General features: G+C 56.1%; 14 protein-coding genes. 8 read left to right on the top strand and 6 right to left on the bottom strand.

Annotation, left to right across the window (positions count from 1 at the left end; genetic code table 11):
* Positions 1–104 precede the first annotated feature (104 nt).
* Positions 105–314, top strand: coding sequence for a transposase (locus ACILSL_RS09565; RefSeq protein ID WP_395731789.1), 210 nt, complete (start codon positions 105–107; stop codon positions 312–314).
* Between the two features lie 12 nt (positions 315–326).
* Here ACILSL_RS09565 and ACILSL_RS09560 read toward each other — a convergent pair whose 3' ends face one another.
* The 3 genes from ACILSL_RS09560 to ACILSL_RS09550 form a co-directional block, all read right to left on the bottom strand.
* On the bottom strand, positions 327–2384 hold the full coding sequence (locus tag ACILSL_RS09560; RefSeq protein ID WP_395731788.1) for a prolyl oligopeptidase family serine peptidase: 2058 nt from the start codon (positions 2382–2384) through the stop codon (positions 327–329).
* A 200-nt stretch (positions 2385–2584) separates the two neighbouring features.
* The gene (locus ACILSL_RS09555) at positions 2585–3418 is read right to left on the bottom strand and encodes a class I SAM-dependent methyltransferase (RefSeq protein ID WP_395731787.1); all 834 of its coding nucleotides are present in this window, start codon (positions 3416–3418) and stop codon (positions 2585–2587) included.
* A 56-nt stretch (positions 3419–3474) separates the two neighbouring features.
* Positions 3475–4284, bottom strand: coding sequence for a hypothetical protein (locus tag ACILSL_RS09550; protein WP_395731786.1), 810 nt, complete (start codon positions 4282–4284; stop codon positions 3475–3477).
* A gap of 345 nt (positions 4285–4629) precedes the next feature.
* Between ACILSL_RS09550 and ACILSL_RS09545 the strand changes: the two genes are divergently transcribed.
* From ACILSL_RS09545 to ACILSL_RS09520, 6 genes are read left to right on the top strand one after another with little or no spacing between them, the layout of a single operon-like run.
* Entirely contained in the window at positions 4630–5739 is a 1110-nt protein-coding gene (locus tag ACILSL_RS09545; RefSeq protein WP_395731785.1) for a glycosyltransferase family 61 protein, read from the top strand.
* Between the two features lies 1 nt (position 5740).
* Positions 5741–6733 carry a putative lipopolysaccharide heptosyltransferase III gene (rfaQ, locus tag ACILSL_RS09540; protein WP_395731784.1) on the top strand — a complete coding sequence of 331 codons (993 nt, stop codon included), beginning with the start codon at positions 5741–5743 and terminating at the stop codon, positions 6731–6733.
* The gene (locus tag ACILSL_RS09535; protein WP_395731783.1) at positions 6730–7704 is read left to right on the top strand and encodes a glycosyltransferase family 4 protein; all 975 of its coding nucleotides are present in this window, start codon (positions 6730–6732) and stop codon (positions 7702–7704) included. The genes rfaQ and ACILSL_RS09535 overlap by 4 nt, the downstream gene beginning before the upstream one ends.
* Positions 7701–9113: a glycosyltransferase gene (locus ACILSL_RS09530; RefSeq protein WP_395731782.1), complete on the top strand. Its 1413-nt coding sequence runs from the start codon at positions 7701–7703 to the stop codon at positions 9111–9113. Before ACILSL_RS09535 ends, ACILSL_RS09530 begins: the two co-directional genes overlap by 4 nt.
* The gene (locus ACILSL_RS09525) at positions 9061–9834 is read left to right on the top strand and encodes a hypothetical protein (protein ID WP_395731781.1); all 774 of its coding nucleotides are present in this window, start codon (positions 9061–9063) and stop codon (positions 9832–9834) included. Before ACILSL_RS09530 ends, ACILSL_RS09525 begins: the two co-directional genes overlap by 53 nt.
* A complete protein-coding gene (locus ACILSL_RS09520; RefSeq protein WP_395731780.1) occupies positions 9762–10745 on the top strand; it encodes a hypothetical protein in 984 nt (327 codons plus the stop codon). Before ACILSL_RS09525 ends, ACILSL_RS09520 begins: the two co-directional genes overlap by 73 nt.
* On the opposite strand, the gene ACILSL_RS09515 is transcribed toward ACILSL_RS09520, so the two are convergent.
* Positions 10717–11382, bottom strand: a complete 666-nt coding sequence (locus ACILSL_RS09515; protein ID WP_395731779.1) for an FkbM family methyltransferase — start codon at positions 11380–11382, stop codon at positions 10717–10719. The genes ACILSL_RS09520 and ACILSL_RS09515 overlap by 29 nt on opposite strands.
* An 85-nt stretch (positions 11383–11467) precedes the next feature.
* Entirely contained in the window at positions 11468–12319 is an 852-nt protein-coding gene (locus ACILSL_RS09510) for an FkbM family methyltransferase (protein WP_395731778.1), read from the bottom strand.
* A gap of 188 nt (positions 12320–12507) precedes the next feature.
* On the opposite strand from ACILSL_RS09510, the gene ACILSL_RS09505 reads away from it, so the two are divergent.
* On the top strand, positions 12508–13524 hold the full coding sequence (locus ACILSL_RS09505; RefSeq protein ID WP_395731777.1) for a glycosyltransferase family 10 domain-containing protein: 1017 nt from the start codon (positions 12508–12510) through the stop codon (positions 13522–13524).
* Here the strand turns inward: ACILSL_RS09505 and ACILSL_RS09500 are convergent.
* A complete protein-coding gene (locus ACILSL_RS09500) occupies positions 13517–14536 on the bottom strand; it encodes a glycosyltransferase (protein WP_395731776.1) in 1020 nt (339 codons plus the stop codon). The genes ACILSL_RS09505 and ACILSL_RS09500 overlap by 8 nt on opposite strands.
* Positions 14537–14631 lie beyond the last annotated feature (95 nt).

Raw genomic sequence — 14631 nt, 5'->3', positions numbered from 1 at the left:
AATTGCGTCTGCTTTGCGCGATTTGGGGACTGCAAGGGTGGGGGTGCTGGGCTCGGATTTGCTAGGAGGAAGGGCGCTCAATCACCCTCACACACGACAACACCATGCCACGCCCCTCTCGTTACTCCCCTGCTGAAAAGGCCGCCATCGTGGCCGCCGCACGTTCCCGGATTCGCCAGGGAGAAAGCTGCAAAGAAATTGCCCGGCGGCTGGGCGTGAATCAGCCCTCCCTCAGCGGCTGGCTGCGTGAATCGACCCTCGACATGCTCTACCCGCCGCTGCCGCCCTGCATGCCGCGCAATCGCTCGGCATGATGTGCGCAGGTCTTATTTCTTCTTCACCTGCCACTGGTCATCAAAGAAATCAGCCGCCACCACCTTGCCGGCAGACTCGGCGCTCGGTGGCTGGGTGATGTCCAGAATGGCCCAGTCAGGGAGCTTGGGGTTTTGCAGTGAGTTGGTCCTGTCATGCGCCTCACGGAAAGTGAGGCCGGAGTTGATCACCACTTCAAAGCCCGGCGATTTCAGACAGGGATAAACCAGGAGCGGCACATGGGTCTTGGCGTCAAACGACTGCCCGCCCATCTCCACCTTCTTCGCGTCCCATTGCACTGGCAGCGATTTGGCCAGCTGCCTGAGGCAGGAATTGGATTCCGGCGTGCCCCAGAAGATGAGGCTTTGCGTTTTGCCGGCTTCGTAAATGTCCCCCACATCCGATGCCTTCACCACACGGGCATCGCCACGCATGAGGCCCTTCCAGCGCTTGAGGAAATGCGCCGCTTCTGCGTTCACCCAGGCATCCACCGCAGGCGAAGATGATTTTCCATCTGGCAGCACCACCAGAAAGCGCTTCATGAAGCTCGCATCCATCGGCCCTGGATGCGCGCCCGCCTTGCCCCCGGCTGGAGTGTCGTGCTGAAACGGCTCTGCATTGCCAAAGTCACGCCACACTCCATTCTCCTTGATCAGCCGGCAGAAAGCCCCCGCCACTTTGGGCCCAGGACTCAGGAAGGTCTCGAACTGCGGTGCCACCGGACCCGCCTTGAGCTTCAGCGTGGTGCCATCAATGTTCACTTGCAGCGATCCCCCGCCCTTCCGTGCCTGCGGCGGTGGATAGAACACGATGCGCGTCACATTCTGCGTCTTCATCTCGATCGTCTGCCCGTCCGTGACCTTGGCTTCGAGCCGTGCCTCCTTCCAGCTCTCCTCCATGCCGTGCAGGTTGAGCCACTTCACGCGGCCGTAAAACGGTGTCTTCGTCTGGATATGGATTTCGTCTGGAAACAGGTTTCGCCCCTTGGCGACCTCTTTCTCAATCCATGCCTGCACCTCCTTGATCGTTTCGGGATGGTACTTGTGCGGCATGCCGGGGCCGATGAGATGAGGCGGGTGCAGGTCCTGCTTCGCCAGCACCTCCATCATGTACTCCGCTGAATCACGCTGCGCATCCACCTCGCCGCTGTAGCTGATCAGAGGCACATTGAAAAAATTCCGCGCATAGTCCGGCACATCATACACACCCCACAGCGTCTGCTCATACCAGGCCGGATACTTTTCCGGCGTGAGTTTTTGATAACGCTTCACATCCGCAAAGCCCGCGCCCGTATGCACGCAGGCCCACTGGTCCGGATAATGCGCGCCCATGTGCCATGCACCCGCGCCGCCCATGCTGAAGCCCGCCAGCGCCACTCGGTTCGTGTCCACATTGAACCGCTTCATCGCATCATCACGGCACTCAAACACATCCGTCTCACCGGCGCTCTTCCAGCCATTGCAGTAACGTCCGAAGGGATGGATCACGATCGTGCCCGCCGGCTGAAACTGTCCCGGCTTCTTCGCCATCAGCTTCGAATACACAAACGGCAGATCCGTGGCGGTGTCTCCCCGTCCGTGGAGCCAGATCCACATGGGCACCGGCTTTTGACCCGCGCCAAACTCCAGGCCTTCCGGCACCTCCACCCCGTACGGCTGTGGTGAATCGTCAATTTTCGAATAGTAGCCCAGCACCTTCTGCCCGCTGCCGTTCATCCAGGGCGTCTCTTTTTTTCCCAGCGACACGATGCGCTTCTTAGCCTCATCGAGCAGCGCCATCGCCTTCTTCACCCCGTCCTCCGGCTTCTTGTCATACCACTCGTCAAACTCCAGTGCGTAGCGCACGGCTTTGAGAAAAATGTCCGCATCCGCCGCACGCGGGTGCTTCTTCACCGCTTGGAAGGACTGAGTCACTGCCGCCAGTTCTTTGGCAATGCCCGCCTCCTGCTCGGCTGAAAGCGCTGCGGTCGGTTTCGGTGGCAGACTGCCTTTGAAAGAGGCCGTGGCACCCGTGGGACTGAGCTGTGCCTGAGCAGCCACCACCCACAGGGAGAGAAAAAGAAAACATTTCATGGAGAAGATTAAACGCCGCCCTGCGCGGTTTTTAACCGCGAGTTGCCGTCTGTTTGATTTCTCCGGTCAGCTCAGCTTCCCTCGAACCCACGCCCCTCTGTTGCGTCTCTACTCAAATGCGCTCAAGCCAGACTGAACATCGCGCATCCAGCGGTGTCAACCATGCCTGATGTTCTGGAGAGTCCGCCCTTGGACTTCCTTCACCCCGCTTTGAGCCAGTTGGCAAACACGCCACTCGGCACCGCAGACACCCCCTCGGCACCCTTGAGCAAGATCTCCCCGCTCTCCACGGCACCGCCAAAAACGCTGAATTCCTGCCGCATAAGATTCTGCAACGTCGTGGGCAAAACCGCCCCCTGACGGCAGCAGAGCAAGACGCCAATGGGCTTGTCGGACAGCAGGCCGCTGACTGTGCTCAGCAACGCACCGAGATCACGCTCGAGCTCAAATCCGCCACGCTTGGCATCCTTGGGAGTGTGCGGATCGATCACGATCAAATCATAGCGGGTCGTTTGTGTGCGTTCACGCTGGGCAAATTTTACCGGATCATCCACGACCCAGCGGATGTCCCGGTTGGCCAGCGTATTGAGCGCAGCATGTTCACGTGCGCGTTTGATCGCGTCTGCCGAAACATCCACGTGGGCCACAGCGGCCCCCGCCTGCGCGGCTGCGAGCGTGAAACCGCCAGCCCCGCCAAAGAGGTGCAGCACACGCGCCGGACGGCGCTGCTGCTCGGCAAAGGCGGAACACTGCGCGCCAACCTTGCCCCACAGTTCCTGCAATTCAGGAGCCAGGCCGCGCACGCCGCCTTGAGGAGAAAGCAAAAAGCGCAACGTTCCGATGCGCAGCTTCAGCGGCTCCTTCACCTCACGCTTCAGCTCCACGGCCTTGCGCCATTCTGCCCCCGGAAGTTTGCGCCGCCACCAGGCTGCATGGGAGGCACGCGAAGAAACAAGCGCGCCCAGCTTTTCGAGCACGCGGCCTCCGCCGCTGTCGAGGAGCTCAAATGATTGATTTTCTGCTTCACCTTCCATGACGATGCTGTTGCTCAGTGCTTGTTCTTTTGACCGGGATCATGACGCGCCTTGCTTCACAAAGGAAGCACGGCAAGCCCCTTCCCTTCCAAGGCCGCCCGCGCCTCCTTGGCGGACTGCGCTTTCAGCCTGCGCTTGTAGCAGCTTCTGAAAAACTTGGAGATGAAATCATTGCCCTGCGGCGGAAACGGCCGCCTTTTCAAGTTGGCCTTGATGCCTTGGTCGCGCAGAAACTTGATGGCCTGGGGCTTCCAAAACTGGCCTTTAACCGACTCGACATAAGACACGACCTTGGGGGATTCGTCGTTCATGTAGAAAAGTCCGGGTTCACCTTCAATGTTGAGCTTCCGTAAACGGCTCTCAGCTGCCCAGATGGAACAACCAGGCTCCAATATCTGATTCAAAAAGGTTTTCTTCCACAAGGACAAATTGAGTCCTGCGCGCAGATTCCCTTTCTCGATCCGGCGCAACGAAGTGTTATGCATCGCTTCACCCAGATCGCCATGCTGGTCCACCGCCAGATACCTGCCACCGGCTTGATCCAATTGCTCAATGCATGCGGTCATCGCGGAACTTTGAATGTCGCGATCCACCAGGAAATCATCAAGCCACACAAAGAGGTTCTCCTCCTTGATGGATTTCAGGGCACCGATGAGGTTGTCTGACCAGCTTTTATCCTCCCCCACAGGAATCGTGACCACCCTGGGATCTTCAAAGGTGCGATGGTTTGAAATGAGATAAACTGGAAACGGAGAGGCCTCCCAGTGCTTGAAGAAAAAATGGAAAAAAATAGGCCATAAATCCGAATAACCGTCGCAGGAAGAGATGACAGTGGCGGCATTCTGCGTGTTGAGATTGAGTGGCATGAAGCTGAATGGAGAATTTAGTACGCTGACGCACAATCCGCAATCTGTTAGCTCACTTTAAATGGTGATCGGACCTCGGCGGCAGGGGCATTGGGGCATGTCCGGCAAAACGATCAAGGGACACAGATGTGCGGGGAATCACATTGAGGCTGAGAGAAGTGCCCTTTTAAGATGAGCTAATTTGGTTGCAGCGTGTTGATTGTCTGCTTTGTAGAATACTGATTTTATTAATTCCTGTAATATTCATACATAAAATGGTGACCTCAGCCGCATCAATTCAACTTTTGCCCCTGATGCAAAAGTAGAGTGGCCCGCCTCCTCATTTGATGCCATTCAATCCATTCCATGAAATCCTTCAGCCGCCGCATACATGATCTTTATGCGAATCTGCGGTCTGCAGTTCGGCTTTACCCGAAAATTGAGTCTTCCCCACCGAATTCGGCCAGCCTCACGGTCATCCCGTTGATCGAAGCCGGCTCGGAGGAGGTCCCCTGCGAATTGGAGGCGCGGTTTTTCAATCAAACCGCAGCCACTTCTGTGATACGGTGGCCCGCAGTCAATTTCCACCACATACGCAACGCCACGGTCGTGGGTGATCAGGCCAGCATTTTCACGCCTGAGGGCAGGTGGCTGCGTGTCTGCCCCAGCTTTGACTTGCTGCCTCTGAGCAAGGTGCGGCAGCCCATCAGCATCGGAGCAAGCAAGGTGACCACGCCGTTGTTTCACCTCTCAGGCAGGGACCACGAAAACCACGGCCACTTTCTCTTTCAGCACATGCCCCGCTGGATGGCGGCGCAAAAGAAAATGCAGGAGTTGAACCCTCATTTTAAAGTTCTGGTCGCCAAAGGCCATCTGAAATGGCAGTCCCGCTACCTGGTAAAAACCGGCCTCACCCAGGACCAGATCATCGAATGCAGCGACGGCACCACCCGCTGCAATGATCTCTTTTATGTCCCACAGCTTCGGGGAGTCCAAGACTGCCTCTCCCGGCCGCAGGACTACCGGGCCATGAACGAATACTTCCATCGTCCTCATGCCAAAACCGGGCCGTCCCTGTTCTTGTCCAGAAAAGATGCTCCCAACCGGTATCTGCTCGATGAACCCGCCGCCATCGCCGAAGTGGAAAAAGTGTTCGGCAGCGTTCGTGTGATTGAGCTCTCCAAGACTCCTTTGGACGAACAGATCGACCTGGTGTCCAAAGCTCCGGTCATTGTCTCTCCGTTGGGACAGGCCCTCGCAGTTTCACTCTTCGCAAAAAATTCAGTCATCATCAACCTGGATGGCGGCACTGGCCCCGACGCATGGGGCGACGCCTTCCGCGACGTGGCCAACATCTGCGGCAATCAGGCCATCTCGTTGTACTCCGGCTCCTCCAGGACCCAGGACGGCTCCTTCACATTTCCACCGCACGATCTCAACCAGATGCTTGAGAAAGTGAAAAAGCTCACTCAGTAGGATGCGCATACTCCTCGTTAAACTCCGCCACATCGGGGACTCCCTGCTGCTGACTCCCACGGTCAAGGCTGTGCAAGATGCCTATCCCGATGCGCAGATCGACGTCGTCGTGCGCGCAGGAACGGAAAGCATTTTGAAAGGCTGCCCCAGCATCCACAAAATCTACACCACGGCCTCGCCCGAAAAAAGCAAACGCTCCGGCGCGAGCTTCTTGAATGATCTGCGGCTGCTTGCAGCAATCCGCGGTGAAAAATACGATCTGGCCGTGGAGATGGGCAACAACGACCGCGGACGCACCATCGTCGGATTGAGCGGTGCCAAAAAACGCTGTGCCAACACCCACGTCTATCAGATCGCCTGGCCATGGAAATGGCTCATGACCCACCTGGGCAGCAGCGAGTGGTCAATCATCCACCGCGCACAGGCCGATTTTTTGAATGTAAAAGACTTCCTGGAACTGCCGCAGCAGGAGCCCGGCCCGCTGATATTCGAAAGAAGCGCCACCACGGCACCGCCATTCCCTCTCGCACCCGGCAAGCCGCTGGTCATCTTCCACCCTGGCACACGCTGGCAGCGCAAGCGCTGGAATGAGAACCACTGGATCAGTCTGGGGACGGCTCTGATCGCGCAAAATCATCAAATCGTCATCAGCGTCGGCCCTGACCCGGAGGAGATCGCCCTGGGTCAGCGGCTGGTCCAGGCCATCGGACCGGGATGCATCAGCACCGAAGGAAAAACCCAATGGAATCATCTGGCATGGCTGCTCTACCAGGCCCGGCTGTTTGTAGGGGTGGACACTGCGGCCATGCATCTTGCCGCAGCCACCGGAACTCCTACCGTGGCTCTCTTCGGTCCTGATTCGGACGCCCGAAACTGGTCCCCCTGGAAAACACCCCACAGGCTCATTCATTTCAATTCAGATGAAGCCAGCACACTCCCGGAGGTCATGGCCGCCGCCGCCGGCTTTCTCGCCCCCCGCCCCCTCAATTCATGAAGCTTCTCGTTTTACCCTTTGGTGATGCGGCTTGCGCCAGCACCCATTATCGGGTGCTCCAGTATCTGGACATGTTGAAAAAGGATGGCATCGAGTGTGAAGTTCTGGCCCCCGGAACCATGCCCTCGCCGGCAAAAATTGCGGAATCCGACACAGTCTTGGTGCAAAAAAAGCTGTTCTCATCTCGTCAGGTGCGAACACTCAGGAAGCACGCGAAGCGGCTGCTGTTTGACATCGATGACGCCACCTGGCATCCCCATGGCCGGAAACACAGCTGGTGGACGCGCTGGCGCACCAACCGCCGGTTGGAAAGCATTGTGCGGGCGGCAGACGTGTCTCTCGTAGCAAATCAATACATCGCAGGGCATCTCAACGCATTGGGTGGCAACGCCCGAGTACTGCCCATGGCCTTGAAAGCCGCAGATTGGCCGCCTTCCAAGGCAGCTGAAAGCACGCGAATCAGACTGGGTTGGTCAGGAGCCCCAGTCAATTTGCACTATCTGGAAGCTCTGGAACCCGTGCTGACGCAAATCATGCGTGAACACCCCGAGGTGGAACTTGCGGTATTTTGCGGCAAACAGCCCTCTTTTGCCAGTTCACTCCCCTATCTGCACCTCCCCTGGCGCCAAGGCGGTGAGCGTGAAGCGGTTCAAAGCTTTCACATCGGTCTTCTGCCGCTGCCGACGGATGATTTCTCACAAGGCAAATCCCCCATCAAAGCGCTGCAGTACATGGCGGCCGGCATTCCCACGATTGCAACACCGCAGGCGGGCTCTCTGGAGATCGGAGAAGGATCGGACAGCATGTTATTCGCTGAGAATCCGCAGCAGTGGAGTGAAAGGCTGCGTCAATTGATCCAGGATTCTGAAATGCGTGGAAAGATGGGCGCGAACGCTCGTGCGGCCTTTGAAGAGCGCTTCTCCTCCACGCGAACCTATTCACGCTGGAAGGACTTCCTCCTCGGAACATGAAGAAGCCCAGTGTCATCGTGTTGTCCGATCAAATCAGCGGCGGAGCAGCGACGCTGGCGAATCTTCTCGCCAGCGATCTTGCAGAGCGTGCGGAGTTCGATGTGGAGCGCTGGCATTTTTCACCGCCGGCACGGAGCGGCTTTTTTCCTGCAAATCTGCGCGAACTTTCGCTCAGCCCAAACCGCAAACGACCCGTTTGGGAACGCGTGGTGAAGAATTTCTCACGCAAACTCGCAGCTCGCTGGCGCAGTCAGCGCCATGAAAGCGCGCTGCTGCGTGCAGTTGAAATCGCCAAGCCCGACCTGATTCACATTCATAACATTCATTCCGCAGATCTGAATCACGGCACACTGCTGAAACTCCCTGCGCACATTCCACTCATCTGGACAATCCATGATTTATGGCCGCTCAAGGCGCATGCCTGCTCCTGGCTGGAATGTGATACGGGAGAACGATATCGTTATGAAATCGGACCTTGGAGCCGCTTTGAGCTGCTTGAGACAAGAAACCGCCTGCTACAGCGTGGCAATTTAACGCTAGTGGCTCCCTCAGCCTACGTGGCTCGGGTGATGCGTCCGCTCACCCGGCGCTACCGCATGCACAATGAAATGGTGCCGCATGTGGTCCGGAAAGAGTTCCTGGTGCCGCAAGACTCTGCAGCCAGCAGAGCCAAATGGAATCTTACGGACGATGTCTTCTGGCTCGGCGTAGGGGCCACCTGGAACAACAACCGCAAGGGCATGGATGTGCTCTGGAATGCACTGTCACAGATCGACTGCAAGGGATTGGGACTTCTTGTGTGGGGGCAGCCGCCGACGATTCCAGAGTTGAGCGGATTGACGGTAAAAATCGCGGGATCCGTAGATTCTGCGGAGACGCTGGCGACCCTCTATGCAGCCGTTGATGCGTTTGTGTGTCCCACGAAAGGTGACACCGGGCCGCTGAGCGTTTTAGAAGCGATGGCAGTCGGCACAGTGCCAGTGGCCAGCAGCGTCGGGGGCATTCCGGAACGAGTGAAACATGAAGAGCGTGGGTATTTGTTCCCCAGCCAAGATGCTGCGGCGCTGGCGGCGCTGATTGAAAAGCTGCGCAGCAGGCAGCAGCCTTTGGAACAGATCGGACATGCAGCGAAACTCAAACCCTTCAATACACGAAGATTTACCAACGCCTGCTCCAAGCATGAACACGACGCAGCCACTTTCGCGAATAGCCGTGACCATTCTTGCCTATCGCCGGGCAGAAAAGCTGGAGCAGCTGCGTCTGGCCCTGCGCAGCTTTCCCACCGCCGAATTGTTTGTGTTTTGCGACGGAGCACGGGGCGAATCGGATGCAGAGGCATGCAAGGAGACGCAACAAGTGGCAAGACGATTTCTGGAGGATCATCCCACAGCCAAGATTGTGGTGCGTGAGCGCAATCTGGGACTGAATCAAAACATTGTGCAGGGCATCACGACCGCCCTGACCGCGGTCCCCTTCACCGTCGTTTTGGAAGAGGATGTCATACCACAGCCTGGCCTGTTTGAATATCTGGCGCAGGCCGAGGCCGCGTATCGCAACGAGGCCAGAGTTTTTTCAATCGCAGCGTTCCATCCCATCGTTAACGACGAGGGACCGCTGACCACGTTTTTTTCCCGGCGCTTCTTCTGCTGGGGCTGGGCCACCTGGGCAGACCGCTGGCAATCCATGCTGCCGCGGCTGAAGGGGACCACATGGCCCTATGAGCACTACTGGCAGATACCGTCCTGTATGGGCACCGACTGCCAGTGGGCACACCGTCAGCATCGAATGGGACGCAAAGCGATGACCTGGGACCGTCTCCTCGCATTGTGGACTTTGAAGCATGACTTGCTCCACCTCTGCCCAAGCACCCGTTTGACGGCGAACATTGGACTCGATGGCTCGGGAGAAAACTGCACGGCGGATGACCCCGCTCAACGGCTCTTTAAAAGCGCGAATTCCGTCGATGGGGCCGTCTGGGAGTTTCCAAAAAAACTCTCGCCAACTGAAGCCATGGATGAAAAAATCCGCGCGTACTTCACCAATAAGTCGCGCGGCTATTGGGACCAAATTCGCAAACGTCTAAATTACGAACTGGCTCGAATGCGCGGGCTGAAGAAATATGGCTTATGACGCCCGACATCTATTACATCCATCGCGGTAAAATCCCCCGTTACCTGCTTTGTTCGATGGAGAACACGCGTGTCTTCAATCCCGATGCGCGCATCTTTCTTCTGGGTGACGCCTCACACCCCCGTTTCAATCGACTGGGTGTCACCTTGATCCCCTTCGACACGCTGCCTCACGAAGATCTCGATTTTTTTCAGGCTTCCTACCGGCACACCTCGGGCAATCCGGAGGCATTTGAGCGCTTTTGTTTTGCCCGGTGGTTTTATCTGCATGAGGCAGTCCGGGCCAATGGAACAGAGATCGCCATCCATCTTGACAGCGACTGCCTGATTTTTGATTCGGCCGATGCGCTGGCGCAAAGGCTCCTGCCTGAAAAGGCCCTGTGCTATTTCGGTCCGGATGGGAACCCGCATCTGGCGCTCTTTCGACCGGAAGGTATTTCCGGAATGGCGGCCACCTTGCGCACGCTTTTCCAGACGGATTATTATCGGGACTGGGCCCAGATGAACTGGAGAGAAATGCGGCGCTTCTTCTGCGACATGGCGGGGCTGGATTATTATGTGCAGCAAAATCCGGGTGCGGTGTTTGATCAAACCGAATGGCCTGATGCCATCGTGGAGCAGACCATGTCCGTAGCCCATGGTTATGCCCTGTGGCCCGGGCGCAAAAAAATGAAGCGCGTGCAGTGGCGGATCGAGCATGACAAGCTTGTCCCCTATCTCACCCGGGTGGTAGACGGCAGCCAGGTGCGCGCTCTGGCGCTGCATTACAAGGGTGCCAGCAAGCGCTACATGCGCAGGTTCAACCGGGTCTCCGATTTCGCGGTGGCTCAAAAAATCCGCTGCTTTTTGAACAATCAGATTCCGCCGATCAATCGCTCGACGCTTATTTTGAAGGGCTCGAATCCGACTTGAGATGATAAAGAAAGTCGTGGTGGCTCATCTTGGCAACCATGTCGTATTCAGGGGACAGGAACGCGTTGATGTCGTCAAAAAAGCGCGCCTCCACCAGAATGTAGCGCGGCTTATACTTGGCGAGATTCATGCCTTTGAGGACCTCCAATTCGTAGCCCTCCACATCCAGGGAGAGCAGATCGATTTGCTTCAGTCCTGTCTGCTCATCCAAAATGGACTCCAAAGTCCGGGCCGGCACTTGAACGGTGTAAGAACCCGCGAGCCTTTTGACGCGAATGCCGTCTGCAATGTGCTGGTCCTCCATCTCCTGAGTCTTCATGGCCCCCTTCACAAGGGACATCAGGTTGGCGTAACGCATTTCAATGAACTTGTCCGTGCAAGTGTTGGAAACGAGCGCGCAGTTATAGACATTGGATTTAGGCCGCTCTTTTTTGCATTTTTGAAAAAGCTCGGGCATCCCTTCCACAAGCACGCCGCGCCAGCCTCTGAACCTCTCCAGGAAGTAGGTGTTGCTCTGTGAGTAGCCGTCATTGGCGCCGGCCTCGATAAAGAATCCGTTGGTGAAATTCAGGTATTTTTCCAGCTCACGATCAATCCCCCCGAGACCTGGATGAGAGTATTTGTCCGAGCCAAACATTTCATGCAGGCGACGCCTGAGTTTCCGCTTAACATTGCTGAACATGCCCATAGTATTCTCCTCTGTGTTGCTATGAAGCCCGCTGCTACCGTGACCAGCAGTCAGGCAATTTCAGGGTCGGGTTTGGTGTGTTGTCGAAATCCAATGGATGGGGGAAAACCAGTTTTTGAGATGACTCCCTCATACGATCCTTTCGCAGAAAGGTAAACTCCATTACTGGCGGAATGGAGAGGCCGTGCTTCACGACGGGGCCGCGGCAGTTGTTGGGGTGTATGTGCACACAAGCATGTGTGTGCAGCAACTTTTCAAAGGCACGTCCGGCAAGTTTGAAAAATCCCTGGTTCCACAGGGCATCCAAGGTGTGAAATTCGATGATGATGATCCTGAACCTGTGCATCAGGTGATCGGAAACATTCAAAAGCGTTTCGTATTCAAAACCCTCGATGTCCATCTGCAGCAGCAAATCGGAGTTTGGTTCCAGATTCGATGACGCCACCCATTCATCCATCGTTATGAAGTCATTTGTTGAATAAGACCCAACAAACTTTTTGATGAAATGGAACTTTTCATGGGTGGATGCCGGACCTTCCACGGATTTGTCGGCCATGAAGACCTGCATGCCTAGATCGGCACAGGATTTTTCAAAATCAGAAACGCTGCACACACCGGGAGAGAGGCAGGCGGAGATGCCAGACAGATCGTCAGGAACCAGATAGCCGCCATCACCATCGGGTCCCATGCGGATCAATTGATGACCAGAGGCACGCGGACGCAAAGCAGCGATAAGACTCTGCATCTGCCCAACACTGGTTTGAGCAGTGACCATCCTCTGGTCAGACTCCAGGATTTTTCGTGCAATTCGTTTTAACAGGCCCATCGTGAAATGAAATGACAGCGGTGATGATGAAATATGACTGACTATGCGCTGCGGGCTCATCCTCGCGCTTGCAGCGGCACGCAAAGAATCAACTTGCTGGAAAAAAAACGAATAACTACACTCCTGTGATGTCTTGGACAATTGTTTTGTGCTCTGAAATCAAGCCTTTTTGGGAAAACCGCATTTGTAGCCATGACTACGCGCTGCAGTTCCCTGGTGCGGGATGGATTCCCTATTTTGCCGAGAAAGTGAAGCAAGCCGGACACACCTTTTTGACGAGTGATCTAGCCCTGCAGGAGATTGCGGAAGGAAAGCTGGCGCCTGAGCGCACGATTTTGATCAGCGGTGAACATGCGAAGCATGGTCTGGAATTGATCAAGCAGGGATGCCAGCCTGGCGTCATGATCTGTGCGGAGTCGCCGATGTTTGCCCGCAAGTTTTATGAGAGGATCCGTTTTTACTGTGATCCTTATCCGATCAAAATTCTTTTCCAGGGCACGATCAACCAGTTCTACCCCAACGACGCTCTGGCGCACCGCACACGATTTGCCATTTACCGCAGGAGTGACGGGTTCTTGCCAAGCCTGCGGTGGTCTGAGCGCAAGCCCATAGCCATGGTGGCGGGCAACAAGTACTGGAGGCACCCTCTGGAACTCAAGAGGCTGCTCAAAAAGCCGGGCAGCATTTTTGGCTGGATCCGCAGCAAGTTATGCCTGAGCAATTCGCCAATCAACCGTCACACGATGAAGCACCAGCTGCACGACTACCGGCTGAGTTTGATCCATCACTTTGCAGGCAAGGGACTCGACCTCTATGGAAGAGGCTGGGATCAAGTCAAGAACCTGCCGCTCGTCTGGCGCCGGCGACTTGGGCCCGTGCTCAGCAAGCTGAGTGCGAAGCAATGCGCGGACAAACACGAAACCATCTCCCAGTATAAGTTTTGCATCGCTCTGGAGAATATTGCCGCGCCGGGTTACCTGACGGAGAAGATCATCGACTGTTTTGTGGCGGGAGTGGTGCCGTTGTACCTGGGTGATCCGGATGTGACTTCACACATTCCTGAAGGAAGCTTTGTGGACCTGCGGTGCTTTAAAACGCTGGCCGAACTGGAGAAGCATCTGAATGAGATGACGGAAGAGCAGGCGCAGGAGATCATCCGGGCGGGAAGAGCCTATTTGGAGAGCGAGGCCGGCCAGGAGCATGACTATGAGGGGATGGCCTCGCGCATATTCGAAAAAGTGGCGAAGCAGTTTTCACTCACTTGAACCAAGTCACCAGTGACTGCAGGCGCTTGCGGATGGTGTTGCGCAGTTTCCCTGGCAGCACTGCTCTCACGAAGCGGTTCATGGTCGTTCTCTTTGCAACTGTGGGCTTCTCATGTGATGCCACCTGCAATTGAGGAAGCGGCACCGCGGGCTGGGAAGTCCATTCATTGTTCAGCAGAGCAGCTGTCAGTTCTTGATAGTACTTCTTCACGTCTGCAGAGCGTCGCTTCTCCCAGAAATGCAGGCAAAGACCAAAGCGCTGGATGAGCAGAGTGCAGTAGTGACCGAGCCAGGCTTCACCCACGGAGGATCTGGCATCTTGCAACACGCTGATCTCTTCGAGAAGTTCTGCGCCTTCGCGGAACATCCGCTGAGTCAAAAAATCGATCTCTTTATCCGGCGTCTGCTGGGCCTCCACCAACATGTACTGGCTGTGGCTGTGCATGAAACCCGCCACGGTTGGGTAGGAAAGATGGTGAACACAGCAGTCATCCGCGTATTCGATGCGCCCCACGCGAGATTTGTCACTGGCGGAAAAATTGGCGTGAATCCGGTCCTGTACTTTTGCGCGAGTGCGATGAACGAGAAACGGGTACTCTGTGACATCGGCCAGTTTTCCGTACGGCGTGTGGACGCCATACATGTAGCGCTTGCGGGGAACGAAGATCAAATCCAGATCCTGCCCGCGCTCCTGAAGAAGATTCCGACAACGCTCAACGAGGCGCTTTGTCGTCATTTCTGATGCCGTTGAAAAATAGATCCATTCACAACTGGCGGCAGCCACCATGGCGTGCAGATCATCCTGCCCCTGCGGTGCAAAAGGAAAGATCACATGCTTGACCTTTGCTCCGTATTCCTTGCAGATGATGCTTGTGCCATCGGTCGATGATTTATCGACAACAACCACCTCATCCGCCCAGGCAACGGCTTGATCCAAGACGGCACGGATGCGCTGCTCCTCATTGTAAACCAAGAGGAGAAAACTGATTTTGGGCGAGGCTGAGGCTTCCATGGTATGAGACTGGCAATAGCGACTAGGTGACTTCCATTCCCGCCGGCCTGGCGAAAGGCTCCATCTGAGAGATCAGCAGACCGGCTGTCATTTCA

This window comes from Prosthecobacter sp., from assembly GCF_044222345.1.
Taxonomy (GTDB): Bacteria; Verrucomicrobiota; Verrucomicrobiia; order Verrucomicrobiales; family Verrucomicrobiaceae; genus Prosthecobacter.
This window is presented reverse-complemented; position numbering and strand designations above follow the sequence as displayed.